Source organism: Aeromicrobium sp. Root495 (assembly GCF_001426755.1).
Classification (GTDB): domain Bacteria; phylum Actinomycetota; class Actinomycetes; order Propionibacteriales; family Nocardioidaceae; genus Aeromicrobium.
In genome coordinates this window covers 558,097-583,277 of the sequence record NZ_LMFJ01000001.1, presented here as the reverse complement: position 1 = coordinate 583,277, position 25,181 = coordinate 558,097, and the positions used below count along the sequence as shown (strand labels likewise).

Here is a 25,181-nt window from a genome sequence, read left to right as displayed (position 1 = left end):
ATGACCCAGCAGCTCGTGCCGACCGTCCTGGGTCGCGTCGCGATCGACGTCGACGGGTCCGGACCGACGATCGTCTTCTGGCCGAGCCTCCTCATGACCGGATCGCTCTGGGAGGGGCAGCGGCAGCATCTCGCCGCGACCCATCAGGTCGTCCTGGTCGACCCGCCCGGCCACGGTGCGAGCGACCCCTTGACGGACTCCTTCACCTTCGAGGAGTGCGCGCAGGTCGTGGTCGACGTGCTCGACCACCTCGGCGTCGAGCGGGCCGACCTCGTCGGCAACTCGTGGGGCGGCATGATCGGCGCGACGTTCGCGGCCCGTCACCCCGAGCGCGTCCGTCGTGCCGTGCTGATGAACGCCACGGCCTCCCCCGCCGGCCGTCGCCAGCGGCTCGAGTTCGGCGCGCTGCTGCTGGCCGCCCGGCTGCTGCGCGGCCTCCGTCCGCCCCTGACCCGCTCGGTGCTCAAGGCCTTCCTCGGCCCCACCTCGCTCCGCGAGCGGCCCGAGGCCGTCGCCCACGTCCGGGCCGCGGCTGCCGCGGTGGAGGTCTCGTCGGTGAGCCACGCCGTCAGGAGCGTCGTTCCCGACCGTCCGGACCAGCTCGCGCTGCTCGCCACCGTGACCGCCCCGATCCTGGTGGTGGCCGGGCGCGAGGACGCGACGTTCCCGGTGGAGGAGACCCGACGCATGGCCGGGGCCGCCCCGAACGCCACGTTCGTCGTCCTCGAGGGCGTCGGCCACCTGGCCGCGCTCGAGGACCCGGCGCAGGTCAACGCCTTGGTCGAGGACTTCTTGACCAGCGGCTGAGCCCCGGCCTGTGTGCTCCGCTCGCACCTCGGAGGACGCGTGGTCATGTCAGAATGTGCCGCATGATGCTGGTCGTGGGCGAGTCCATCGTCGACGTCGTGCAGCGTCCCGACGGCACCGTCACGGAGCATGCCGGCGGCAGCCCGGCCAACGTCGCGGTGGGCCTGGCACGGCTCGGGCTGGAGACCACGCTCGCCAGCACCATCGGCCAGGACGACCACGGCGCCCTCATCCGCATGCAGCTCGCCGACGCCGGCGTGCGCCTCATGGAGGGTCTCGCCGTCCCCGAGCGCACCGCCACCTCCACGGCGGTCCTCGACGACGAGGGCACGCCCAGCTACACGTTCGACCTCACGTGGGCGCCCGGTCCCATCCCGGCCGACCTCGCGCCCGACGCCGTCCACGTGGGGTCCATCGCGGCCTTCCTGCAGCCCGGGTCCGACGACGTCGAGGACCTGCTGCGCCGCGTCGCCCCCACGAGCGTGGTGACGTTCGACCCGAACATCCGTCCGGCCATGCTCCCGGCGCGCGAGCAGGTGCTGGCCCACCTGCGCCAGATCGTGCCGCTCACCGACGTGGTCCAGACGAGCCTCGACGACCTCGAGTGGCTGGCGCCCGGCGTGGACCCGGGGGTGGTGGCGCGTCGCTGGCTCGAGGCCGGCCCGGCCGCGGTCATCGTGACCATGGGCGCGAGGGGGGCCCGCATCCACACCCCGTGGGGCTCGATCATGGTCCCGGCCGCACCGGCCAGGGTCGTCGACACCGTGGGCGCGGGCGACGCCCACCTGGCGGGACTGCTGTCGGCCCTCGACGACGAGGCCACGCTGGGACCCGACGGGGCCAGCGAGCTCCGCATGGTGGACCTGGCCTTCTGGCGCCGCGTGGGCACCGTGGCGGCCCGGGCAGCCGCCATCGCGGTGGCACGCCCGGGCTCACAGCCCCCGTGGCGCGACGAGCTCTACGACTAGCCGGCCGACGGGGAGTGTCTCAGGGGACGACGATCAGGGGACGAGCTTGGTGAGGCCGGCCTTGATCTGACGGGACAGGCCCGCGCCCACCACCTTGGCCATGCCGGGGAGCGGGGCGTCGAAGCCGATGCGGTAGTCCAGGCGCGTCCCGCCGTCGCCCGTGGGCGTGAGCCGCTGCACGGCCCAGTGGCCCTTGAGCGGACCACCCTTGGTGATCTCGTACTCGATGAGGGTGGGCTCCTCGGCCGCCGTGACCGTCTCCTCGAACCCGGGCAGCGGCCCGATCTTGAGGCGCCGGACGGAGCCGACCCCGTTGCGCGAGGCCGCGCCGTCCTTGACCCGGGTGATCTTGGCCGGGGCGAACACGACGCCGAGCTTCTCGTGCTCGCTCAGGGCGGCGAAGACGGTGGCGGGGTCGGAGCTGAAGACGTGGGTCACGTGGACGCGCAGCGGTGCAGTCATGACCGCGAGTGTAGGGGCATCGCCGCCCGCGCAGGTCGCTAGTCTGTGCAGGATGTTCCGCGTCCTCTTCCACGAGCCCCGCATCCCGGGCAACACCGGCAACACGATCCGTCTGGCCGCCGCCACGGGCGCAGAGCTGCACCTCGTCGAGCCGCTCGGCTTCGACCTGTCCGACACCAAGCTCAAGCGCGCGGGGCTCGACTACCACGACCTCGCCGTCATGACGGTGCACCCGGACCTGGAGACGGCGTTCGCGGCCCTCGGCGACGCGCGGGTCTTCGCCTTCACCACCGGCGCCACCCGCGCCTACACCGACGTCGAGTACGTGCCGGGCGACGTCCTCCTCTTCGGTGCAGAGCCGACGGGCCTCCCCCAGGACGTCCAGGACCACCCGCGCGTGACCGACCGTCTCCGGCTGCCGATGGTGCCCGGGCGACGCTCCATGAACCTGGCCAACTGCGCCGCCATCGCGGTGTACGAGGCCTGGCGCCAGCACGGCTTCGAGGGCGGCTCCTGACCGCTCGGTGACGATTCGGGTACAGGTGCCGAAATCGCTCTCACCTGCACAGACGGCGACGTACCCTGGTCCCGGACCAAGGGAGCACGTGCACATGACGGTGAAGATCTCGGCCGCGAGGATCGCGGTCGCCGGGGCGGTGATGGCCGCGCTCGTGCTGGCGCTGTCCACCGTGTCGGGCGGGGCCAGCGACACGGGGACCGGCCCGTACCGACACGGCATCGTGGTGGTGGGCGACTCCATCACGGCGCGCTACGACGACGAGGTGGACAGCCCCAGCCAGGGCTGGTGGAGCTTCGTCGGCCGCCACTTCGACGCACCCGTGCGGACCTATGCGCAGTCGGGCTCGGGCTACCAGCGCCCCGGGCTGCGCTGCGGCGGCAACCGCTTCGTCGACCGTCCCGAGGCCTTCCAGGGACCGACGCCGTCGGTCTTCATCGTGGAGGGCGGCCGCAACGACTGGGCCTCGTGCCGCGAGGGCCACTTCGTGGAGTCCACCGACGCGGCCGTGACCAAGGCCGTCAACCGCTACCTCGGCCTCGTGAAGCGCCGCCTCCCGGCCTCGACCCGCATCGTCGTGCTCGGGCCGCCGTGGGGTCCGCTCGACCCGTGGCAGGGCCGGCGCATCACCTCGATCGTGCACACCGCCGCCAACCGCCTGGGTCTCGAGTACGTGAGCACCACCGGCACGCTCGACTCGTACGAGCGCGTCGTCGACGGCATCCACCCCAGCCGCGCCGGCAGCGCGGCCATCGCCGACCGCGTCATCGACGCCCTCGACGGACCCGCCACCCGCACCGCCGGCTGAGCCGCCGACCGGCGGCCGGACCTCGGCGGGCTCAGCTGAGGGCTGCGGCGACCTGGGGGGCGATCGCCACGAGGGCGTGGCCGCGGTGGCTGATCCGGTCCTTCTCCCCGGGGTCCAGCTCGGCTGTGGAGACGTCGTGTCCCTCGGCGGCGAAGAGCGGGTCGTAGCCGAAGCCGCCCTCCCCCTGCTCCGCGTGCAGGATCCGGCCCGGCATCTCACCCTCCACCAGGACCTCCTGGCCGTCGGGCGTGCAGAAGGCGATGACGCACACGAAGCGCGCCGTCCGGCGCTCGTCGGGCACGTCGGACAGCTGGCTCAGCAGGAGCGCGTTGTTGGCGGCGTCGCCACCCTCGCTCCTGGGCACGCCCGACCAGCGCGCGGAGAGCACGCCCGGCATGCCGTTGAGCGCGTCGACGCAAAGCCCGGAGTCGTCGGCGAGGGACGGGAGCCCCGTGGCCTCGAGGCAGGCCCGTGCCTTGATGAGGGCGTTGCCCTCGAACGTCGGCTCGGTCTCGGCCGGCTCGTCGTACCGGGCGACGTCGGACAGACCCACGACCTCGATGCCCGGGACGAGCGGCGCGAGGATGCGCTGGAGCTCGCCGAGCTTCTTGGCGTTGTTGGACGCGAGGACGACCCGTGTCCCGGAGGCGCTCACTGCCCGAGGGCCGCGACCTGCAGCGCGGTGAGGTCGGTGCAGCCCTTGGCCGCCAGCTCCAGGAGGGCATCGAGCTCGGCCTTGTCGAACGGCGCGCCCTCGGCCGTGCCCTGCACCTCGATGAAGGACCCGCTGCCGGTCATGACGACGTTCATGTCGGTCTCGGCGCGCACGTCCTCGACGTACGGGAGGTCGAGCATGGGCGTGCCGTCGATGATGCCGACGCTCACGGCCGCGATGGACTGCACGAGCGGCTCGCCCTTGAGCGCGCCCTGCTCACGCAGGTACGAGACGGCGTCGGCGAGGGCCACGTACGCGCCGGTGATGGCCGCCGTGCGTGTGCCGCCGTCGGCCTGCAGGACGTCGCAGTCGATCGTGATGGTGTTCTCGCCGAGGGCCTCGTAGTCGACCGCCGCACGGAGTGCTCGTCCGACGAGCCGGGAGATCTCGTGCGTGCGGCCGCCGATGCGGCCCTTGACCGACTCGCGCGAGGACCGGTCGTGCGTGGCCTGCGGGAGCATGGCGTACTCGGCGGTGACCCAGCCGAGGCCGGACCCCTTGCGCCAGCGCGGGACGCCCTCCTGGGCGCTCGCGGCGCACAGCACCTTGGTCTTGCCGAACTCCACGAGGCAGGAGCCCTGGGCGTGGTCGAGCCAGTTGCGGGTCAGGGTGACGGGGCGCAGCTCGTCGACGGCGCGGCCGTCCTCACGGGAAACCATGTCCCCGACTCTAGTGGGAGCCTCAGAGCGTGAAGACGTCGCCGCAGCGGACCATGTCGTAGGCGCCGGACCACGCGCTCTTGACGTCGGCCTCCACCTCGGCCGCGTCGGTCCAGGCCGGCACGTGGGTGATGAGCAGACGCTTCACGGCGGCCGTGGCGGACACCTGGCCCGCCTCCGCGCCCGTGAGGTGCAGGTGCGGCGGGTTCTCCTTGGACTCCACGAACGAGGCCTCGCACAGAAAGAGGTCGGCGTCGCGGGCGATGTCGAGCAGGACGTCGGTGGGACCGGTGTCGCCGGAGTAGCCGATGACGTGACCCTCGACCTCGATGCGCATGCCGAAGGCCGTGACCGGGTGGTCGACGAGGGCTGCCGTGACGCGGAAGGGGCCCACCTCCATGACGGGCTCGTCCTCCCACACGTGGAACTCCGACGACTCCGCCGGGTCCTCGCCGCCCGGGCCGCCGGCCCAGCCGAGGTAGTCCTCCCCGCCGCGCGGCGCGTACACCGGGATCTTCCGGTAGGAGCCGTCGGGGTGGTACTTGGCCAGCACGGCGAAGCTGGCCATGTCGATGCAGTGGTCGGGGTGCAGGTGCGAGATGGCGATGGCGTCGACGTCGCGCGGGTCGCAGTAGCGCTGCAGCTGGCCCAGGGCGCCGTTGCCGAGGTCGATGACGATGCGCCACGTGCGGCCCTCGTGATCGGCCTCGAGGAGGTAGCAGCTGGCCGAGGAGTCAGGGCCGGGGTAGGACCCCGCACATCCGACGATCGTGAGCTTCATGCCGTGACCTTCCCTACCGGCTGGGCGAACTGGTGCACCGCAGAGACTTCCGGTCCGAGGAATCTACGCCCCAGCACTCCGAAGTCCTCAGGCCGCCCGGTCGTGAGGAACCGGTGCTCGGGGGCGTCGAGTGCAGGATCGCGCTCCAGGTGCTCGCGGGCGAGCAACGCGTAGACGTCGCGCGCCGTCTCGTCGGCACTGGAGACGAGGCTGACGTCGTCGCCCATCGCGAGCGAGATGGCGCCCGCCAGGAGCGGGTAGTGCGTGCAGCCGAGGACCACCGTGTCGACACCCGCCTCGACCAACGGGGTGAGGTACTCCCGGGCGACGGCCTCGGTCTCGGGACCGCTCGTGACTCCGGACTCGACCAGCTCCACGAACCGCGGGCAGACCTGGGTGAAGACCTGGACGTCGGGGTTGGCGGCGAAGGCGTCGTCGTAGGCCTTGGAGGACGCGGTGGCCTGCGTGCAGAGCACGCCGACCCGGCCGTTGCGCGTGGCGCGGACCGCGCGGCGGGCCGCGGGCAGGATGACCTCGACGACCGGGACGTCGTAACGCTCCCGCGCGTCGCGCAGCACAGCGGCACTCGCGGAGTTGCACGCGATGACGAGCAGCTTCACCCCGGACTCGACGAGGTGGTCGAGGCACTCGAGGGCGAACTCGCGGACGTCGGCGATGGGCTGGGGGCCGTACGGCTGGCGCGCGGTGTCGCCCAGGTACAGCACCGACTCGTGGGGCAGCTGGTCGATCACGGCGCGCGCGACCGTCAGGCCGCCGAAGCCTGAGTCGAAGATGCCGATGGGTGCCGAGCTCATAGAGGACCCAGCCTAGGCTTTCTTGCGCCGAGGCACGAGCGAGACTCTCGGGCGACCCGTCCGGGACGTCCGGCCACGACCGTCCGCACCACGCCCGGAAGGCTCACCTGACCACGCCGCTCAGAGCGGGAGCTTGGGCTGCGGCGGGGCGTGCGACGGGTCGACGCCGTCGAAGAGGCTGCTCACCGACTCGCCCGCGTGGATGCGGGCGAGGGCCTCGGCGAAGAGTGGCGCGACACTGCGGACCCGCAGCTCGGGCCAGTCGGCCGGTGGCGGGACGGTGTCGGTGGTGACGAGCTCGGTGATGAAGGGGTGGTCGCGCAGGCGCTCGACGGCCTTGCCCGTGAAGAGGCCGTGCGTGCACGCCACGGAGGCGCTCAGGCAGCCCTCCTCCTCGAGCTTCGCGAGCAGCTCGACGATGGACCCGCCCGTGGCGATCTCGTCGTCGAGCACGATGGCCCGCTTGCCCCGGACGTCGCCCACGATGGCGTCGACGACGACCTTGTCGTCGGCCTTGCGCTGCTTGCTCCCGGCGGCCACCGGCAGGCCCAGCAGCCGGGCGAACTGCGACGCGGTCTTGGCGTTGCCGAAGTCGGGCGAGACCACGACGGTGTCGGTGAGGTCGGTGCCGCGGTAGTGGTCGGCCAGCTCGCCGATGGCCGTGAGGTGGTCGAGCGGCACCGAGAAGAAGCCGTGCACCTGCGGGGCGTGGAGCGTCATGGTGACCACGCGGTGGACACCGGCGACCGACATCATGTCGGCCACGAGCTTGCCGCCGATGGAGATGCGGGAGGCGTCCTTCTTGTCCGAGCGCGCGTACGCGTAGTGCGGGATCACCACGGTGATGGAGGCCGCCGACGCACCGCGGGCGGCGTCGACCATGAGCAGCAGCTCCATGAGGTGGTCCTGCGTGGGCGGCACGAGCGGCTGGATGATGTAGACGTCGCGCTGGCGGCAGTTGGCGAGCAGCTGCACCTGCAGGCAGTCGTTGCTGAAGCGCACGGTGTCCGACGGGGACAACGTCACGTTGAGCTCGCTGCAGATGCTCTCCGCGAGGGCCGGGTGGGCGCTTCCGGAGAAGACGACGATGTCGCGCACGGGACGAGGCTAACCGACCCGCGGCCCGGCCGGAACCGCCGACGACTCCCGACCCGTCCCGACGCCCGGCAGCCCCGCCCCCGAGCGGTGGATGCTCCACCGTATGAGCGCTCATACGGTGGCAGATCCACCGCCCGACAGGGCGGGCCGAACTTTCGGTGGCAGATCCACCGCCCGGCGGGTCAGGCCCAGAGCTGGCCGTCGAGAGCGTCCTCGGCCTCGTCGAGGGTGCCCTCGTAGGCGCCGGTGGACAGGTACTTCCAGCCGCCGTCGCACACGACGAAGACGATGTCGGCGCTCTCGCCGGCCTTGACGCAGCGGGCGGCCTGCGCCAGCGCCGCGTGCAGGATGGCGCCCGTGGAGACACCGGCGAAGATGCCTTCGGACTCGATGAGCTCACGGACGCGACGCACGGCGTCGCGCGGGCCCACGCTGAAGCGCGAATCGATGAGGGACTCGTCGTAGAGCTCGGGCACGAAGCCCTCGTCGAGGTTCCGCAGCCCGTACACGAGCTCGCCGTAACGGGGCTCGGCCGCGACGATGCGGACCTCGCGCTTGTTCTCGCGGAAGAACCGGCCCACGCCCATGAGCGTTCCGGTGGTGCCGAGGCCGGCCACGAAGTGGGTGACCTCGGGCAGGTCGGCCAGGATCTCCGGGCCGGTGCCGGTGTAGTGCGCGCCGGCGTTGGCGGGGTTCCCGTACTGGTAGAGCATCACCCAGTCGGGGTGCTCCGCCGCGAGGCCCTTGGCCACCCGGACGGCCTCGTTGGAGCCGCCCGCCGCGGGCGACGGGATGATCTCGGCGCCCCACATGCGCAGCAGCTGGCGGCGCTCCTCCGAGGTGTTCTCGGGCATGACGCAGATCATCCGGTACCCGCGGAGCTTGGCCACCATGGCCATGGAGATGCCGGTGTTGCCGCTCGTGGGCTCGAGGATCGTGCAGCCCGGCGTGAGCGTGCCGTCGGCCTCGGCGGCCTCGATCATGCTCAGGGCCGCGCGGTCCTTGATGGAGCCCGTGGGGTTCTGGTCCTCGAGCTTGGCCCAGATCCGGACGTCGTCCGAGGGCGAGAGCGTCGGGAGGCCGACCAGGGGTGTCCCACCGACGGAGTCGATGAGGTTCGCGAAGCGCGTCACGCGCCGCCGGCCACCGCGGGGAGGATGACGACGGTGTCGCCGTCGGAGAGCGCCGTGTCGAGACCACCGGTGAAGCGGATGTCCTCGTCGTTGACGTAGATGTTCACGAACCGTCGCACGGCGCCGTCGTCGAGGAGGCGCTCCTTGAGGCCCGCGTGCGCGGACTCGAGCGTCTCGACGAGCTCGGCGATGGACGTGCCGGAGCTCTCGACGGCGCGCTCGCCGTCGGTGTACGTGCGCAGGATGGTGGGGATACGGACCTCGATGGCCATGTCAGGCGTTCTCTCTCTGCTCGGGTGCTGCATCGTCATAACGCTCGACGACCCGGACTTCTTCCTCGGTCACCTCGCCGTCGACGATGCGGTACGACCGGAAGTCGACCGGACCGGACTCGTGGGCGCCGTCCCGGGTGGAGACGAGCACGTAGTGGGCTCCCGGCTCGCCGGCCAGGTTCACGTCGGTGCGCGACGGGTAGGCCTCGGTGGCGGTGTGGGAGTGGTAGATGACCACGGGCTCCTCGTCGCGGTCGTCCATCTCGCGGTAGAGCCGCAGGAGGTCGCCGGAGTCGAACTCGTAGAACGTGGGCGACATGGCCGCGTTGAGCATGGCGACGTGGCGCGTGGGCCGGTCGGAGCCGATCGCGCCGGCCACCACGCCGCACGCCTCGTCGGGGTGGTCGCGACGGGCGTGCTCGACGATGGCGTCGTGGATGATGCGCTCGATGGTCAGCACCCGCTGAGTTTATCGGCCGGGCGGTGGCCGCCTGCGGACGCACCCAACCCCTGAGACGTGCTAGTCGAGCGTCCCGACGAGGGTCTCCTGCACGAAGCCCAGCCAGTCGTAGATCTCGGCCACGGCCACGACCGCCTCGTCGTCGCTCTCGTGGACGAGCAGCGTGTCCTCGTCGCTCTCGATCCCGAGCCGCACCGACAGCGCGAGGCGGATGTCGGTGAGCGAGCGGAGCCAGGCCTGGGCGGCGGCGGGGTCGAGCTCGACCTCGACCACCTGCTCCTCCTCGCCGTCGTGCTGGAGCCCGCCGTCGACGAGCGAGCCGATGAGGGCCTCGGCGTTGGCCACCTTGGCCGACGTGAGCGACTGCTCGGTGTAGCGGCGGAACTCGGCCGCGTCGGCCGCGTCGTCCGCGTAGGCGTCGGGCAGGAGCCGCTGCAGCACCGGGTCCTCCGGGGGCAGTGCCGGTCCACCGATGCCGAGCTGGCTGGCGAGCGGGTCGGGGCTGGACTCGGACTCGCCGTTGCGGTCGCGCAGGAGCTCGACCACCTGGGCGGCGAGGCTCGCGATGAGGTGCGCCTCCCCCGGCTCGAACGAGGCGGTGATGCCGCCGCGCCGACGGCGCTTGAACGGCTTCACGCGTCGTCCCGCTGCAGCGTGGCCCAGAGCCCGTACTCGTGCATGGCCTGCACGTGCCGCTCCATCTCCTCGCGGCTGCCGCTGGAGACGACGGCCCTGCCTTCGTGGTGCACGGCCATCATGAGCTCGGTCGCCTTCTCGTCGGTGTAGCCGAAGTAGCTCTTGAACACGTAGGTGACGTACGACATCAGGTTGACGGGGTCGTTCCAGACGATCGTGACCCACGGGTTCTCGGTGCGCACGACGGTGTCGGCGTCGGGCTGGTCCAGCTCCACGGGGGCGGTCGAGGTCACCCCGCCATTGTGGCGCACGGCCCTGACGAGGCACGCTGGCCGGGTGACCTCAGCACCTTCGCCCTCGACGGCACTCCTCACCGACCACTACGAGCTCACGATGCTCCAGGCCGCCCTCGCCGACGGCACGGCCCACCGGCCCTGCGTCTTCGAGGTCTTCGCCCGCCGGCTCCCCGAGGGCCGCCGCTACGGCGTGGTCGGTGGCACCGAGCGCCTCCTCGAGGCACTCGGCTCCTTCCGCTTCGGCGAGGAGGAGGTCGCGTGGCTGCGCGAGGAGGAGGTCGTCGACACCGTCACCGCCGACTGGCTGGCCGACTACCGCTTCTCCGGCGACGTCTGGGGCTATGCCGAGGGCGACCTCTACTTCCCCGGCTCCCCCGTGCTCGTCGTCGAGGCCTCCTTCGCCGAGGGCGTCATCCTCGAGACCCTCGTGCTGTCGGTCCTGAACCACGACTCGGCCATCGCGTCCGCGGCGGCCCGCATGGTCGACGCCGCCGAGGGACGCCCCTGCATCGAGATGGGCTCACGACGCACCCACGAGGAGGCGGCGGTGGCCTCGGCCCGCGTGGCCCACGTCGTGGGGTTCGCCGCCACCTCCAACCTCGAGGCCGGCCGACGGCACGGCATCCCCACGACGGGCACGAGCGCCCACGCGTTCACCCTCCTGCACGACACCGAGCGCGACGCCTTCACGGCCCAGGTCGAGTCCCTCGGGCACGGCACCACGCTCCTCGTGGACACCTACGACATCACCGAGGCGGTGCGCACGGCCGTCGAGGTCGCCGGTCCGGCCCTCGGCGCCGTTCGCATCGACTCGGGCGACCTGCCGTCGCTCGCGCGCTCCGTGCGCGAGCAGCTGGACGCGCTCGGGGCGCAGGACACGCGCATCATCGTGACCTCCGACCTCGACGAGCACGCCATCGCCGCCCTCGCGGCCGCGCCGGTGGACGGCTACGGCGTGGGCACCGCGCTCGTCACCGGATCGGGCGCCCCCACGTCGGGGTTCGTCTACAAGCTCGTCGCCCGCGCCGACGACGACGGCACACTCGTGCCCGTGGCCAAGAAGTCCACGAGCAAGCTGTCCGTGGGCGGACGCAAGTGGGCCCTCCGTCGCCTCGGCACCGACGGCGTCGCGCAGGCCGAGCTCGTGGGCATCGGTCACTCGCCCGAGGACGACGGCGACGACCGGACCCTGCTCGTCCCGCTCGTGGAGGCCGGTGAGCGGGTCCATCACGACACCCTGGACGCGGCGCGCGCCCGCCACCAGGCAGCGATGGGCGAGCTCCCCGCAGCAGCCCACAAGCTGTCGCGCGGGGAGCCCGCCCTCGCCACGTCCTACGTCTGAGACGTCAGCGGACGACGACCTTCTGCCCCTTCGACGTCGACGGGCTCGCCGTCGTGGAGCCGAGGTACCGGACGGTGTAGGTGAACGAGCCGGCCTTCTTCTGCAGGACCCGGTACGCCGCCTTCCCCTGCCTGAGCAGCAGGGTCTTGACGACCGTCCTGCCGCGCAGCACCTGGACGCGGCCGATGGGCGTGGTCCCCTCGGCCGCGACCTTCACCGAGAAGCCGATCCGCTGGCCCTGACGCACGCTGCGGTCGTCTGCCGCGAACGTCGTCCGGGTTCGCGCCTTGGAGACGGACACCGTCCGCACCGCGCTCGTGCTGGCCGCGGCCAGCGGGCCCCCCGAGAAGCGTGCCGTCAGGCGGTGCTTGCCGGGACGGAGCGAGCTGAGCGGGACCGACGCGCGCCCCGAGACGAGTGGGCGGGTGGCGACCACCCTGGAGCCGTCGAGCACCGACACCTTCCCGTCGGCGTGCTCCCCGGAGACCTTGACGACAGCGGAGGGCGCCTTGCCGAAGGCCCACGACGACGGCGTGACGCCGAGCGTCGTGGTGGTGGCGAGCTCGTCGGCGAAGGCGTCCGTGGCCTGGCCCAGACGCAGGAACACCGTCTCGCCGGTCGCGTCGGCCAGGCCGTCGTTGTCGGTCACGCCGTAGAGCTCTCCGTCGGCCGCGACGGTGAAGCCCTCGAGCTTCTCCTGCGTCCAGCCCTTCGTGGCCCGCAGCGCCGGGAGGACGTCGATCGCGAGCTTCTTGTCGAGGACCGGGAGCGTGCCGTCCAGGCCACCGAGGCCGTCCTGGCCGGTCGGCACGTCGACGGTGTAGACCCGCTTGACCCGGGCCGCGGGGCCGTTGAGCTTGTCGCGCTCGACGACGGCGAACGTGTCGTCGTCGATGGCCGTGATCTCGGAGAGGCCCATCCAGTCGGAGGTGCCGCGCAGCGGCGACGAGAGCCGGTACCCGAACCAGTGCCAGGTGCCGTCGGCCACGTCGTAGCGGCCGATGCGTGCGACGTCGTCACCTTCGTGGTCGTCGAGCGGCGAGGCCGTGGGGACCTTCCAGAGCGGACGCTGGACGACGGTCCAGACGTGCTCGTCGCCCTGGGCGTCCGTCGTGGCCGTGACGCCCTCGAAGCCCCACTTGCCCACGTGGGCGGCCACGTCGGAGGGCAGCGAGACGGTCTGCTGCACGACGCCCGCCGCATCGGTGCGCACGAGCTTGTTGCCCGCGCCGGTCGACCCCTCCGAGGCGAGCCAGAACCCGCCGCCCGGCCGCGCGAACAGGCCCTCCACGTCGAGCGGGACCGCGGCCCCGGACCCGTCCTTGACGACCGTCTCCTTCGTGATGCGCGCCGGGGCCTGCGAGACGTCGACCGTGAAGATGCGACCGTTCGTGAGCACCGTGTCCGACGCGGTGTAGAGCGTGTCGGGATCGGTGGGATCGGCCGTCAGCGCTCCGAGGGCGGACCAGCCGATGGGCTTGCCGTCGACATCGTCGGACTCGATGGTCGGGAAGTCGTAGCCCTCGCCACCGAGCTGGTAGAGGCTCACCGAGGCACGGACACCCTTGGCGGCGTCGTCGGTCTCGCTCGAGACGGCCAGCAGGTTGCGCGACGGGATGGGCAGGATGCCCTCCGGACCGTTGGTGGCCGGCAGGACCTGGCGGTAGACCGGCTTCGCGGGGTCGTCGACGTCGTAGACGGCCACGAAGTTCGAGCGCTCGGAGCCGACGAACGCGTAGCGCGTCCCGTCGATGGTCGCGACCGAGAGGCCCTCGACCTCGATCCCCTTCTTGGCCGCGCGGTCCTCGTTGTGGACGCCCGTGCGCACCGCGAGCCGCTCCAGCTCGTTGCCGGCGTCCCACGCGACGGCGCCGGTCTGGGCGTCGAACACGGTCCAGCCGCGGGTGCCGCCCTTCCAGTCGCCCTCGTTGGCCGTGGCCACGTGCGTGTCGTCGACCCACTGCACGGCGTCGGGCTCACGCGCGACGTCGGTGATGGAGCCGCTCTGGTCGATCGTGCCGTCCTTGGCGGTGTCGATCCCGCTCACCGTGGCGGTGCCGGCGGAGAAGGCCCGCTTGATCGTGCGCGAGCGCAGGTCGACGACCGCGAGACCGTTGTTCTCCTGCAGCGAGACGATGGCCTCGTCGTCGCCGTTGATCGACACGTACTCGGGCTCGGGGTCGGTGGGCTCCACGAAGCCGGCGCTCGCGAACGACTCGAGAGCGGTCCCGTCCGGGTTCGTGAAGGGGACCTTGGTGGCGGTCCAGTCGGAGACGGCCCCGTCGAGGTCGAGGACCTGGACGAAGCCGGCCGGGAGCTGCGGGAGGTCGCCCTTGCTGAGGCCCGCGGGCTTGAAGTCCTCGTCGCGCTCGTTCTCAATGGCCACGATGCCGCGGGTGCCGGCCGCGTCCAGGTCGATCGAGTCCGGCTGACCGAGCAGGTCGATGCTGCGGACGCGCTTGGCGTCCGAGAGCCGCACGACGTCCAGACGCCCGCTCGGCTCCGTGAAGCTCTTGCTCGTGTTCACGACGACCAGCACGTACTTGCCGGCCACCGCGACCGACGTGGGCTCGTCCGTGGCGTCGCCGAGCTGGGTGAGGGACAGCGAGCCGTCGCCCTGCGGGTTCGCGGGGTCCGAGATGTCGAGGAACCCGATGCGCTTGCCGACGGCGTCGGTGTACACGAGGGTCTTGCCGTCGGGCGAGACGTCGGAGATCTCGGCGACGGTGGCCGAGGACGACGAGACGTCGGCCGGGAGGTTCTTGTACACCGGGTAGGTGGCCGTGCGGTGGAACCGCTGGGCCTCCTCGGCGCCCTGGCTGGGGGCCGGGGGCAGCACCAGCACGTACGCACTGAGGGCGAGGACGGGGACGGTCGCAGCGACACGACGAAGAGTCACGGGGGCTCCTGGATCGGGGGAATCGCCCGTAGCCTGGCGGCCCCGCCCCAACCCGGGGCAGCGTCCAGGTGAACGCCAGGAGAAGGTCTCAGCCGAGGAGCAGCGGCGCCAGCAGCTCGAGGGTGCGCTCACGCGCGGGCGCCGTCCGGGGATCGACGCCCTGACGGGCCGAGGCCGTGGGGTGCAGCATGACCTCGTCGACCTCGAAGCGCTCCGCGAGCTCGCGGACCTGGGTGGCCACGCGCTCCGGGGACCCGACCTCGCGCTTGGCGAGCTGGGCGTCGACGAGCGCCTGGGCCTGCGGCGGCAGCTCGGCCTTCTCGGCGTCCTCCACGAGGTCGAGCGCCTGCATGGGCAGACCGCTGCGCAGGCGGGCCATGGACTGCGCGTTGGGCAGGGCGAGCGCCGCGGCCTCGTCGTCGGTGTCGGCCACGACGGCGTTGACCGTGAGGAAGGTGGTGGGCTCCTGGCAGAGGTCGCTCGGGACGAAGTTCTGGCGGTAGTGCGCCAGCGCCTCAGCCGTCCCCTGGCCGGAGAAGTGGTGGGCGAAGACGTACGGCAGGCCCTTGGCGGCGGCCAGCTGCGAGGAGTACATCGAGGAGCCGAGGAGCCACATCCGCGGCTCCGTGTCGGCGGCCGGGGTGGCCTTCAGGACGTACTGCTGACGCGGCACGGGCACGCGGACGCCCTCGGAGCCCATGAGGGCGACGACGTCGTCGAGGTAGTTGGGGAACTGCTGGACGTCCTCGTCTCCACGGCCGGCCGCCCCGCGCAGGGCCCAGGAGGTGACGGGGTCGGAACCCGGTGCGCGACCGATGCCGAGGTCGATGCGGCCGGGATGCGCGGCCTCGAGCAGCGCGAACTGCTCGGCCACGGCGAGGGGCGCGTGGTTGGGCAGCATGACGCCGCCGGAGCCGAGGCGGATCCGCTCGGTCTGCGCCGCGAGGTGGGCGATGATGACCGGCGGGCTCGTGGCCGCGACCGACGGCATGTTGTGGTGCTCGGCCACCCAGTAGCGCGTGAGGCCGAGGCGGTCGGCGGCCTGGGCGAGACCCACCGTGGCGGCGAGCGCGTCGCCCGTCGTCTGGTCGGTGCGGACAGGGACGAGGTCGAGGACGGACAGACGCATACCGGTGTCAACGCATCGCCTCGCCGATCGCTTCCCCGGACTCCCCTCGGGAACCTGACCCATCCCTACGGAAGCTTCCCGAGGGATGGGTCGGTCTGCCAACCCCCCGTGGTAAACCGCGGTTCAGGGGGTGCGGGAGCGGAGGATCTCGGCCTGGCGCCGGTCGGCGCGGAAGGCCCACCGCGGGATGCCGGGGTCGCCCCAGAACGGCAGATGGACGTGGACGTCCTCGCCGTCGTCCTCGAACTCCATCCGGCGGATCTTGCGACCGCCCTCGGCGATGAACTGCAGCGCGTCGTCGCGGCGACCCTCGGCCACGAGGAGGTAGAGCACCTTGTGCTGGGCCGCGATGCGCGCCCAGGTCTGCGGGCGGCGGACGTGGCCGAGCAGACCGCGGACCTGCTCCACGAGCTCGGCCCAGTACTCGTCGCTCGTCCGGTCGACCTGGCCGATGGTGTGCCCGAAGTCGAAGTTGAGCAGCTGCACGAGACGACGCTCGGCGATGCCGGCACCTCGCACGGCCTCGTAGATGAGCAGCCCCTCGCGCGCCGTGCGGAAGCGGTCGCGCATGTTGGCGACGTCGACCAGCTGCTGCGTCATGGAGGAGCCCTCGCCCCGGATGCGCCAGGAGACCACGTCGCGGTCGAGCAGGTCGAACGACGAGGCGTGGGCGTAGGACCGGGCTGCCACCAGCTGGTCCTGGTAGTAGCCGTGCGTGGCGAAGGACCGGACGTGCGCGTCCCAGAAGGAGCGGCGGTACATCTTGGACCAGACCACGACGTTGGTCATCGCGCCCGACGCCGACTCGACGTCGACACCGTCCTGGCGAGCGGCGTGGGCCCGGCCGATCCAGTGCCCGGCCGGCCGGGTCCCCTCGTCGGTGAGCCGGTGGTAACCGCCCGCGGCGAAGTCCGATCCGCTGGCCCGCAGGCTCCCCTGGAGGTCCGCGTAGGCGCCGGGCAGCAGGAGGTCGTCGCCGTCGAGGAAGGCCACGTACTCCCCCCGGGCCACGTCCAGCGCCCGGTTTCGGGCCGCGTTGGGTCCGCCGTGGTCCTGTCGCAGGAGCGTGACCCGTCGGTCCTCGCGCGCCAGGGCGGCCACGACGTCGTCGGTGCCGTCGGTGGAGGTGTCGTCGACCACGATCACCTCGAGGTCGACGCCCTCCTGCGAGAGCACGGAGCGGATCGCGTCCTCCACGTAGGGCTTCACGTCGAACACGGGCATGATCGCGGTGACCAGACCCTCGCGGGTACGGCGGGAGCGACGCCACTGCGCCGCCCGGCCCAGAGGCGGGGGCGACACGAGGTCGTCGGTGACCGAGACCTCGCGCGACATGCCGCTGATCCTAGCCACGGCAGCTCACACCACCTTGGCGACCTTCCCGGCCGACGTGAGGGTGACCGTGACGGTGCGCTTCACCGAGCGCGAGGAGCCCTTCCAGGCGCAGTACCTGAAGGTGGAGCCCAGGCGCTGGTGCGGCTGACCGGCCTTCAGGACGAGGTCGCGGACGGACGTGCCCTTCTTCGCCAGGGACCTGAGGGAGGTGTCGCTGCGCCGCACCGAGCGGTCACGGCAGGCGTCGGTCCTCGCGCCCTCGGCCCGCTCCCACATCTGCAGGTACGCCTCCGAGCCGCGGGCCATGTCGTCGACGATCCCCTGACCGGCCTGCTGGCGCAGGTCCTCGATCCAGTCCGGGTAGAGGCCGTACTGCGCCACCCCGTCGGTGTTGATGTCGTAGACGCGCTGGCCGCTCACGTTCTTGTCGATCGTCACGCCGCCCAGCCCCTTGAAGGGGTAGGTGACCTTGTTCTTGGCGTCGGCCCCACGCGGGTTGCCCTGCGCGCCGAGTCCGTTGATGTCGGCGCCGTACCCGAAGCCGAAGTAGTAGCGCGGGTCGGCCCACCCCAGGTGCTGCTTCCACTTGTCGACGAAGCCGGCGCTGTCGCCCGCGTAGGGCGTGATGACGCCACCGGCCTTGTAGATGCGGGGGTAGGCATCCGGCGTCGACCACGAGTGGCTCGAGACGACCCCCGGATACTTGAGCTTCTCGGTCACGTCGAGCGAGGCCTTGCGGGCCGAGACGCTCATGTGGTCCGGGTCGAAGATCATCCGCTTGGCGGCCATGCGCTCGATGGTGTGGTCGCCGAGCGACGTGAGCCCGCGCGTGTTGCACGTGGGCCCGGACTGGTAGATCGGCAGCGCGATGGGCAGGTACAGCTTGGCGATCGCGCCGAACAGCGCGTCCTGCACGTCGGCCGGGACCGCGCCCGGCACGGCGGTGAGCTGGGTCCGGTCCTCCACCCCGGCGGCACCGGCGGGGCACTTCTGCATGTTCCAGAACGTGCCGGTCTCCAGGAAGTTGGCGAGGTTCACGAGCGGCGCCACTCCCCCGGAGTCACCGGCCACACCGGCCAGGCCGTTGTCGAACTTGTTGACGAGCTCCATCTGGCGCACTCCCATCGCGTGCACCTCGTCGAGCTGTCGATCGATCTGCGCGCTCGTGCACGTGGGCTTGTCGAGCTTGGACGAGCAGCCGAACAGCACGCTCGTCTCGATGCCCATGACCACGGCGAGCTTGCCCTGGTTGATGACCTTGCGGGCCTGCCAGGGGTCGGTCACGATCCGGTACCAGCCCCGACCGGGTCCGCCGCTCTGCGCATCGATGTAGCGCTCCAGCTTGCGCATGTCGTCGGCCTGGAGCCTCAGCGAGGTCATGTCGTCGCACGAGTTCCGCTTGAGCGGGTAGAGGTTGCAGAGCTGGTTGTTCTCGACGAGGAGGTTGACCAGGATCCGCTGCCCGCCGCGCCACGACCGCTCGAGCCACTTGTAGTACGTGCCCTCGTGCGTGAGCGAGTCCGGGGCCGGCCAGTCCTTGAAGGTCGGCCAGCCCACCGGGTCGTGCGTCCCGACCGGGACGCCGCTGCGGGTGAAGTTCTCCAGCACGGCGCCCGCACCGTTGGCGAGCTTGTGGTCGGGGCAGTCCTGCAGGGCGTAGGCCACGCCGTACGGATGCCACGGACGGCCGCAGTGGACGTCTCCGCCCAGGAACTCGAAGGCCATGCCGTGCGTGTGGGCGTCCAGGTAGCCCCGGACCTCCTGGAACGGGCTCGCGCCGCCGAACGGTCCGCCCTTCACGTTCGTGGAGATCTCGGGGTACTTCGCACACCCCGAGGCGAGACGGAGCGCGAAGGGAGCGGCCGCTCCCTGGGCGACCGCTCCCTTCGCCACCGCGAGCGCCGTCCTCGGCTGGCTGAAGGTGAAGCCCGACGAGGTCTTGCGCACGATCCACTCCGCCGCGGCGCTGGGCGTGGCGGCTGCCTGGACGCCGGTGGTGCCGGCCGAGGCCACGACGGTCCGGTCCTTCCCGTAGAGCAGGTAGGTGCCGAGGTCGGTGGCCTGGAAGGTGAGGGGCGCGGCCGACGAGAGCGTGGCTCCCGTCGCCGCGAACGTGGAGCCGGTGCGCGTGACCCACTTCTTGCTGGCCACGTCCTGGAGGGCGTAGCAGCCCCTGGCCATGGCGTAGCGGTCGGCGGGGACCGTGGCCCGGGCTGCGGGCGCCGGCACCCTGACGAGGGTCGGGTCCGCCTCGGCTCGCTGGGCGTTGACGGCGGCCCTCGCCGCAGCGGCCTGCGCGTCGGTCGTCGGGTCCTGCGTGGCAGAGGTCTGCTGAGCGCGCGAGACCGCGTTCTTGGTGGCGGCGTCGTCGTGCCGGTGGTCGTGACCGTCGGCCGACGTGTACTGGGCCGGGTCGCTCACGTCGGGTGCCTTCGCCACGACGGTCCTCTGCCCGTCGGGCGGCAGGCTGTTCACCCAGGAGGCGTAGGCGGGGTAGGTGGCGGCGCACAGCGCGACGCTGAGCACGGCGGCACCCACGGGCCAGAGGTCACGACGACGATTCCGTTGCACGCCCCACCTAACGAGACGTCCGTCCAGGAAGTCACGGGTCGGGTGTGACCTGCGCCACGCGCATGACGGTCAGGCCGGCTGGTCCTCGGCCAGCTCGGGCATGGTCTCGGGGAACGTGCCGAGACGCTCCACCAGGAAGCCGCCGGGGTAGGAGCGGATGCGCCGCGAGGCGGCGACGTCGAACTCCTTGCGGCGCGACGGAAGACGGGAGAGCAGCCGTCCCCGGAGCTCGAGCGAGCGGTGCGCCGCCTCGCGGACCCAGCGCGGGGGCACGGAGTACCCGAAGGCCCGCAGCAGGTGGTCGTCCATGAGCGCCTTGGAGAACAGGCCCATGAAGGGCCGGACGGGGCGAGGGTAGAACTCGACGAAGAGACCGAGCGTGGAGTCGGCCACGGCGCGCCCACCGGGGTCGTAGGCGAAGCGCCTCGCCTCGATCTGGTCGAGGAGCCGCTCGAAGCCGGCGTAGTCCTCGGGCATGCCCGTGATGTTCATGAGCCGTCCGAGACGCTGGTAGTAGCGGACGTCGGCCAGGACCTCGCGCTCGGACAGGGGCCGGTAGCCGTGCTGCTCGACCCATCGCACCGGCATCACCACGAACGCGCACAGGACGTAGAGCATGTCCTCGTTCGAGATGTCGTAGCTGCCGTGCATCTGGTTCATGCGGCGCACCGCGGACCGGCCGGGCCTGGACTCCATGCCCTCGCTCAGCACCGTGTCGAGCACGAGCACCGTGTCGTCGTGCCGCTTCTGCGTGTGCCCCTCGAACTGGTCGGTGGCCGCGAGCAGCCGTCCGATCGTGGGGACGGCGTAGGTGCGGAACAGCGCGAAGCTCAGGGCCTGCTGGAAGTCCCAGGGGAACTCGCGCTTCGCCACGATGCGCATGATCTGCTCGTACTGCGTCTCGGGGTCGAGGCGCTCGACCTCGCGCTGCCAGTGGTCGCGGGGCAGAGGGCGCAGGCGCATGGCCAGACCATACCGTGACAGTTCCACTGTCACAATGCCCTCAGAGCAGGTGCGTCCTCAGGAACGCGGAGACGTCCCGGACCGCCTCGGTCGCCGCGGGGCTCACGCCGGGCAGGCTGATGAACCCGTGGAGCGCGGAGTACTCCCGCTCCTCGACCGTCACGCCCGCGGCTCGCAGCACGTCGCTGTAGCGGCGGGCGTTGTCGGCGAGCGGGTCGTGGTCGGCCACGGCGACGAACGCCGGCGGGAGGTCGGCGTGCGACGGAGCCTTGATGGGCGAGGCCCGCCAGTCGTCCGTCCCGTAGGCCTCGCCGAGGTAGAGCCGCACGAAGGCACGCATGTTGGCGGAGGTGAGCACGGCCGAGTCGGCGAACTCGTCCTCCGACGGCCAGCGGTCGTAGGCCTCGACACCCGGGTAGAGCAGCACCTGGGCCCGCAGCGCAGGACCGTCGGCGTCGCGGGCGAGGAGGGCGGTCGTGGCCGAGAGCCCGCCGCCCGCACTGTCGCCCATCACGGCCACGCGCGTGGGGTCGGCGCCCAGGGTCTCGGCGCGGTCGACGACCCACTGCAGGGCGTCGACGGAGTCCTCGACCTGGGCGGGGAACGTGTGCTCCGGAGCGAGCCGGTAGGTGGGCGAGACCACGACCACGCCGGCCGCGGCCGCCACCCGGCTCGCGAACCAGGCCGACTGCTCGGGGTTGCCCTGCACCCAGCCACCGCCGTGCAGGTTGAGGACCACGGGGAGCGGCCCCGTGGACGCGGGTCGGTGCACGAGCACGCGGGCGGGACGGCCGGCGATGTCGGCGGTGTACTCCGTCGTGGTCACCGAGCGGTCGGGCGTGCCGAAGAGCCAGCGCCCGATGCCGGAGCGCTGGAGCTGCAGCCGGCCGGCGCGCTTGGCGGGGAAGTCCTTCGTCTCCTCGACGGGCTTGGACGCGGCACGCTCGAGGACGCCGAAGACACGGGTGCGCAGGGGGAGGGTCACGTCGTCACGGTAGTGGGGCCCCGGGCCGGCCGCTGGACGAAGCTCGTCGACCGGCCAGGGAGAAGGTCCTCGGCTCGGGGAGCGTGAGGCGGCTGCGCCAGTGGGTCAGCTGGAGGCGCGAAGGGCCCAGCGACGCAGGAGGTCGATGCGCTCCTGCAGCTGCTCCCCCGTGGCGGAGGCGGCCGGAGGGCCGCCGCACTGCGTGCGGAGCTGGCTGTGCGTCACGCCGTGCGGCGTGCCGGTGCGGTGGTGCCAGGCTCCGACGAGTCCGTTGAGCTCGCGGCGCAGCTCGCTGCGACGCTCGAACGCGGCGTCGCGGTCGACCTCGGCCTGGGCCGCCGCGCTGACCGCGGCCTTGGCCTTCTTGCTCCGGCTCGCCCGCAGCAGCTCGGCCACCTGGTCGGGCTCGAGGAGCCCGGGGATGCCGATGAAGTCGAGCTCGTCCTCGGCGAGGTCGGTGCCGCCGAAGTCGGCGCCGTCGTAGACGACGCGGTCGAAGGAGGCCTCGCTCCCGAGCGCCTTGTAGGTGCCCAGCTCGTCGTCGGCGGCCCCCTCGGCGGCGTTGGCCCGCGCCAGCATCTCGGCCTCGGCGGCGAAGAGGTCGTCCTCGTCCTTCACGGGGCGCCCGATGACGTGGTCGCGCTCGGCCTCGAGGTCGGACGCGAGACCCAGGAGCCTCGGCACGCTCGGCACGAAGATGGAGGCCGTCTCGCCCCGGCGCCGGGCCCGCACGAAGCGCCCGATGGCCTGGGCGAAGAACAGTGGCGTGGAGGTGGTGGTGGCGTAGACGCCCACCGCGAGCCGCGGGATGTCGACGCCCTCGCTCACCATGCGCACCGCCACGAGCCACGGCGAGGTGCTGGCCGAGTACTCCGCGATGCGCGCGCTGGCACCGGCCTCGTCGGAGAGGACGACGGTGGGCTGCTGCCCGGTGATGTCGCGCAGCAGGGCGCCGTACTGACGGGCGGAGTCCTGGTCGGTGGCGATCACGAGACCGCCGGCGTCGGGGATGTCGCGGCGGACCTCGAGGAGGCGGCGGTGCGCGGCATCGAGCACCGTGGGCATCCAGGAGCCCTGCGGGTCCAGGGCCGTGCGGAGCGCCTGGGCGGTCTGGTCCTTCGTGAGGGGCTCGCCGAGGCGGGCGGCCACCTCGTCGCCGGCCCGCGTGCGCCAGTGCATCTGGCCGGAGTAGGCCATGAAGAGGACCGGGCGGACCACGCCGTCGCGGAGCGCGTCGCCGTAGTTGTAGGAGTAGTCGGCGACGCTCTGCTTGGTGCCGTCGTCCTGCGGGGCGTACGTGACGAACGGGATGGGGTTGGCGTCGGAGCGGAACGGCGTGCCGGTGAGGCTGAGACGCCGTACGGCAGGCTCGCAGGCCTCCTGCACGGCCTCGCCCCACGAGAGGGCGTCTCCGGCGTGGTGGACCTCGTCGAGGATCACGAGCGTGCGCCGTGCCTCGACCCGGACGCGGTAGGCGTTGGGGTTCACGCCGAGGGCTGCGTACGTGACGCAGAAGCCGCGGAAGTCGGCGCCCAGGGCGCCGCTGCCGGCCAGGCCCGGGTCGAGCGTGATGCCGAGGCCCGAGGCCGCGAGTGCCCACTGCGTCTTGAGGTGGTCGGTGGGGGTGACGACGACGATCCGCTCGATCACGCCACGCTCGAGGAGGTCGGCGGCGATCGTCAGGGCGAAGGTCGTCTTGCCGGCGCCGGGGGTGGCCACGGCGAGGAAGTCACGGGGGCTGGTGCGGGCATACAGGTCGAATGCCGCGCGCTGCCAGGCCCTGAGGCGCTGGCTATGCATCGGTGCCGGAGTCGCCCTTGCCGTCGCCCTTGCCGCCCTTGCCGTCGTCGCCCTCGGACATGGACTCCCAGATGTCCTTGCACTCGGGGCACACCGGGAACTTCTCCGGCGCCCTGCTGGGGACCCACACCTTGCCGCACAGCGCCACGACGGGCGTGCCCATGACCATGGCCTCGGTGAGCTCGTCCTTGGGGACGTAGTGCGAGAACTTCTCGTGGTCACCGTCCTCGGTGCGCAGGTCGGTGCGCTCGTCGTAGACGGTCTGCGTGCCACCACGTCCGAAAAGAGCCACGGCAGCATCGTAGACGAACGGGCGGCCCGGATCGAGCCGCCGCGACGCTCTGGGCGGGAGCCGGCGCGCGACCGCGGTCAGTTCACGGTGGGGTCGGCCGGGAACGTCGTCCAGAACCGGGTGTCGTCGTCCTGGCGGCGCAGCACCGCGCTCCACAGCAGCTCGGGCTGGGGCGAGACGAGGTCGTCGTCGTGGGCCTCCACGACCACCCAGGACCCCTCCGCCACCTCCGCCTCGAGCTGTCCGCCGGACCAGCCCGCGTACCCCGCGAAGACGCGCAGCCCCTGGAGCCGTCCGGCGGCGGGCGGCTGGCCCTCGAGATCGACGAGTCCAACCTTTCCGGTCATGCGGCGCCACCCCACGGGGGGCTCCTGGTCGCCCACGACTCCGAGGGCCAGGGCCGAGTCCATCGCCACCGGGCCGCCGTCGAAGAGGCAGACCGGCGCATTGACGCGGGCGCCCCACGTGGGCAGGACGTCCTCGACGTCGGCGGGCGTGGGCCGGTTGACGATGACGCCGAGCGCCCCGTCCTCGTCGTGGTCGAGCAGGAACACGACGCTGCGCCAGAAGGGCCCGTCGTCGATGGCCGGCGTCGCCACGAGCAGACGACCTTGGAGAGACTCCATGAGCACTATGATGCCCACATGTCAGCGCAGCCGCCCGAGGTCGAGGAGTTCACCGTCGACCAGCTCGCCGCCCGCGCCGACATGACGGTCCGCAACGTCCGTGCCTACGCCAGTCGTGGGCTGCTCGACCCGCCGCGGCTCGAGGGTCGCACCGGCTACTACACGCTCGAGCACCTGCAGCGCCTCCAGCTCGTCCGCGAGCTCGTCGACCGCGGATACACCCTGGCGGCGGTGGAGCAGGCCATCACCGCCAGCCCCCGCTCGGCCGCCGGCCACACGCTCGACCTGCTCCACCTCCTCGAGGAGCCCAACCACGAGGTCGAGCCGGAGGTCACGACGCGCGACGCGCTGGCCGCCCTCGCCTCCGTCCCGCGCGACGACGCCCTCATCGACTCCCTCGCGGAGTACGGCCTCGTCGAGTGGATCGACGACGATCACGACCACGTCCGGCTCATGCAGCCCCAGGTGGTCCGCTCCGGGGCCGCCGCGGTCTCGCTCGGCCTCGACCCCTCCACGATCATCGCCATCTTCCCCGCGGTCCAGCACCACCTGCGCGCCGTGGCCGACGACTTCGTGAGCCGGGTCGCCGCCGACGTCGTCAACCCGTTCGTGGCCCAGGGACTGCCCGAGGACGGGTGGGACCAGGTCATCCGCGCCATCGAGAGCCTCCTGCCCGTGGCGAGCCAGGTGACCCTCGGGATCTTCCGCACCGAGCTCAGCCAACGCATCGAGACCGAGATCCACTCCCAGCTGGGCGACGTCTTCGACCGTCTGGTCAACCCACCCTCCGACGAGCAGTAGCCGCTGCTCCA

The 25,181-nt window shown here is 72.0% G+C and carries 26 protein-coding genes; 6 read left to right on the top strand and 20 right to left on the bottom strand.

Annotation, left to right across the window (positions count from 1 at the left end):
• Both ASD11_RS03080 and ASD11_RS03075 read left to right on the top strand, forming a co-directional pair.
• Positions 1-807: an alpha/beta fold hydrolase gene (locus tag ASD11_RS03080; protein WP_056283127.1), complete on the top strand. Its 807-nt coding sequence runs from the start codon at positions 1-3 to the stop codon at positions 805-807.
• 62 nt (positions 808-869) lie between these two features.
• Positions 870-1,775 (top strand): PfkB family carbohydrate kinase, encoded by a 906-nt coding sequence (locus ASD11_RS03075; RefSeq protein ID WP_162246454.1) that lies wholly within the window; start codon positions 870-872, stop codon positions 1,773-1,775.
• A gap of 33 nt (positions 1,776-1,808) precedes the next feature.
• Here the strand turns inward: ASD11_RS03075 and ASD11_RS03070 are convergent, their stop codons facing one another.
• Positions 1,809-2,237: an SRPBCC family protein gene (locus ASD11_RS03070; RefSeq protein WP_056283122.1), complete on the bottom strand. Its 429-nt coding sequence runs from the start codon at positions 2,235-2,237 to the stop codon at positions 1,809-1,811.
• Between the two features lie 52 nt (positions 2,238-2,289).
• Here ASD11_RS03070 and ASD11_RS03065 point away from each other — a divergent pair, with 52 nt between their 5' ends.
• Both ASD11_RS03065 and ASD11_RS03060 read left to right on the top strand, forming a co-directional pair.
• Positions 2,290-2,754, top strand: a complete 465-nt coding sequence (locus ASD11_RS03065) for a tRNA (cytidine(34)-2'-O)-methyltransferase (RefSeq protein WP_056283119.1) — start codon at positions 2,290-2,292, stop codon at positions 2,752-2,754.
• A 94-nt stretch (positions 2,755-2,848) separates the two neighbouring features.
• Complete coding sequence (locus tag ASD11_RS03060; RefSeq protein ID WP_056283116.1) at positions 2,849-3,562, top strand: SGNH/GDSL hydrolase family protein; 714 nt, start codon at positions 2,849-2,851, stop codon at positions 3,560-3,562.
• A 31-nt stretch (positions 3,563-3,593) separates the two neighbouring features.
• On the opposite strand, the gene rdgB is transcribed toward ASD11_RS03060, so the two are convergent.
• The 10 genes from rdgB to clpS form a co-directional block, all read right to left on the bottom strand.
• Positions 3,594-4,217, bottom strand: coding sequence for an RdgB/HAM1 family non-canonical purine NTP pyrophosphatase (gene rdgB / locus ASD11_RS03055; RefSeq protein WP_056283113.1), 624 nt, complete (start codon positions 4,215-4,217; stop codon positions 3,594-3,596).
• Positions 4,214-4,936 carry a ribonuclease PH gene (rph, locus tag ASD11_RS03050; protein ID WP_056283108.1) on the bottom strand — a complete coding sequence of 241 codons (723 nt, stop codon included), beginning with the start codon at positions 4,934-4,936 and terminating at the stop codon, positions 4,214-4,216. The genes rdgB and rph overlap by 4 nt, the downstream gene beginning before the upstream one ends.
• 22 nt (positions 4,937-4,958) lie before the next feature.
• Positions 4,959-5,717 carry an MBL fold metallo-hydrolase gene (locus ASD11_RS03045; RefSeq protein WP_056283105.1) on the bottom strand — a complete coding sequence of 253 codons (759 nt, stop codon included), beginning with the start codon at positions 5,715-5,717 and terminating at the stop codon, positions 4,959-4,961.
• The gene (murI, locus tag ASD11_RS03040) at positions 5,714-6,532 is read right to left on the bottom strand and encodes a glutamate racemase (RefSeq protein WP_056283102.1); all 819 of its coding nucleotides are present in this window, start codon (positions 6,530-6,532) and stop codon (positions 5,714-5,716) included. The genes ASD11_RS03045 and murI overlap by 4 nt, the downstream gene beginning before the upstream one ends.
• A gap of 120 nt (positions 6,533-6,652) precedes the next feature.
• Positions 6,653-7,630: a ribose-phosphate diphosphokinase gene (locus tag ASD11_RS03035; RefSeq protein ID WP_056283099.1), complete on the bottom strand. Its 978-nt coding sequence runs from the start codon at positions 7,628-7,630 to the stop codon at positions 6,653-6,655.
• Positions 7,631-7,812: 182 nt separating this feature from the next.
• On the bottom strand, positions 7,813-8,763 hold the full coding sequence (locus ASD11_RS03030) for a PLP-dependent cysteine synthase family protein (RefSeq protein ID WP_056283098.1): 951 nt from the start codon (positions 8,761-8,763) through the stop codon (positions 7,813-7,815).
• Positions 8,760-9,035 (bottom strand): MoaD/ThiS family protein, encoded by a 276-nt coding sequence (locus ASD11_RS03025; RefSeq protein WP_056283096.1) that lies wholly within the window; start codon positions 9,033-9,035, stop codon positions 8,760-8,762. Before ASD11_RS03025 ends, ASD11_RS03030 begins: the two co-directional genes overlap by 4 nt.
• A gap of 1 nt (position 9,036) precedes the next feature.
• Complete coding sequence (locus tag ASD11_RS03020) at positions 9,037-9,495, bottom strand: Mov34/MPN/PAD-1 family protein (RefSeq protein ID WP_056283094.1); 459 nt, start codon at positions 9,493-9,495, stop codon at positions 9,037-9,039.
• 60 nt (positions 9,496-9,555) lie between these two features.
• Positions 9,556-10,131, bottom strand: a complete 576-nt coding sequence (locus tag ASD11_RS03015; protein WP_056283091.1) for a DUF2017 domain-containing protein — start codon at positions 10,129-10,131, stop codon at positions 9,556-9,558.
• Positions 10,128-10,424 carry an ATP-dependent Clp protease adapter ClpS gene (clpS, locus tag ASD11_RS03010; protein WP_156464555.1) on the bottom strand — a complete coding sequence of 99 codons (297 nt, stop codon included), beginning with the start codon at positions 10,422-10,424 and terminating at the stop codon, positions 10,128-10,130. The genes ASD11_RS03015 and clpS overlap by 4 nt, the downstream gene beginning before the upstream one ends.
• Before the next feature lie 43 nt (positions 10,425-10,467).
• Between clpS and ASD11_RS03005 the strand changes: the two genes are divergently transcribed.
• Entirely contained in the window at positions 10,468-11,769 is a 1,302-nt protein-coding gene (locus ASD11_RS03005) for a nicotinate phosphoribosyltransferase (protein ID WP_056283084.1), read from the top strand.
• Between the two features lie 4 nt (positions 11,770-11,773).
• Here the strand turns inward: ASD11_RS03005 and ASD11_RS03000 are convergent, their stop codons facing one another.
• From ASD11_RS03000 to ASD11_RS02960, 9 genes are all read right to left on the bottom strand, one after another.
• Positions 11,774-14,668, bottom strand: a complete 2,895-nt coding sequence (locus ASD11_RS03000) for an esterase-like activity of phytase family protein (protein ID WP_082554132.1) — start codon at positions 14,666-14,668, stop codon at positions 11,774-11,776.
• An 88-nt stretch (positions 14,669-14,756) separates the two neighbouring features.
• Entirely contained in the window at positions 14,757-15,797 is a 1,041-nt protein-coding gene (locus ASD11_RS02995; protein ID WP_056283082.1) for an LLM class flavin-dependent oxidoreductase, read from the bottom strand.
• Positions 15,798-15,920: 123 nt separating this feature from the next.
• Complete coding sequence (locus ASD11_RS02990) at positions 15,921-17,132, bottom strand: glycosyltransferase family 2 protein (protein WP_056283079.1); 1,212 nt, start codon at positions 17,130-17,132, stop codon at positions 15,921-15,923.
• A gap of 24 nt (positions 17,133-17,156) precedes the next feature.
• Positions 17,157-19,703: a hypothetical protein gene (locus tag ASD11_RS02985; RefSeq protein ID WP_156464554.1), complete on the bottom strand. Its 2,547-nt coding sequence runs from the start codon at positions 19,701-19,703 to the stop codon at positions 17,157-17,159.
• 69 nt (positions 19,704-19,772) lie between these two features.
• Positions 19,773-20,666 carry an oxygenase MpaB family protein gene (locus ASD11_RS02980; protein WP_056283074.1) on the bottom strand — a complete coding sequence of 298 codons (894 nt, stop codon included), beginning with the start codon at positions 20,664-20,666 and terminating at the stop codon, positions 19,773-19,775.
• 40 nt (positions 20,667-20,706) lie between these two features.
• Entirely contained in the window at positions 20,707-21,651 is a 945-nt protein-coding gene (locus ASD11_RS02975; protein WP_056283071.1) for an alpha/beta hydrolase, read from the bottom strand.
• 105 nt (positions 21,652-21,756) lie between these two features.
• A complete protein-coding gene (locus ASD11_RS02970; RefSeq protein WP_056283068.1) occupies positions 21,757-23,451 on the bottom strand; it encodes a DEAD/DEAH box helicase in 1,695 nt (564 codons plus the stop codon).
• A complete protein-coding gene (locus ASD11_RS02965) occupies positions 23,444-23,743 on the bottom strand; it encodes a DUF3039 domain-containing protein (RefSeq protein WP_056283065.1) in 300 nt (99 codons plus the stop codon). Before ASD11_RS02965 ends, ASD11_RS02970 begins: the two co-directional genes overlap by 8 nt.
• Positions 23,744-23,820: 77 nt before the next feature.
• Positions 23,821-24,369: a YqgE/AlgH family protein gene (locus ASD11_RS02960; protein ID WP_056288290.1), complete on the bottom strand. Its 549-nt coding sequence runs from the start codon at positions 24,367-24,369 to the stop codon at positions 23,821-23,823.
• A gap of 18 nt (positions 24,370-24,387) precedes the next feature.
• Here ASD11_RS02960 and ASD11_RS18455 point away from each other — a divergent pair, with 18 nt between their 5' ends.
• On the top strand, positions 24,388-25,170 hold the full coding sequence (locus ASD11_RS18455) for a MerR family transcriptional regulator (RefSeq protein WP_056283062.1): 783 nt from the start codon (positions 24,388-24,390) through the stop codon (positions 25,168-25,170).
• Positions 25,171-25,181 lie beyond the last annotated feature (11 nt).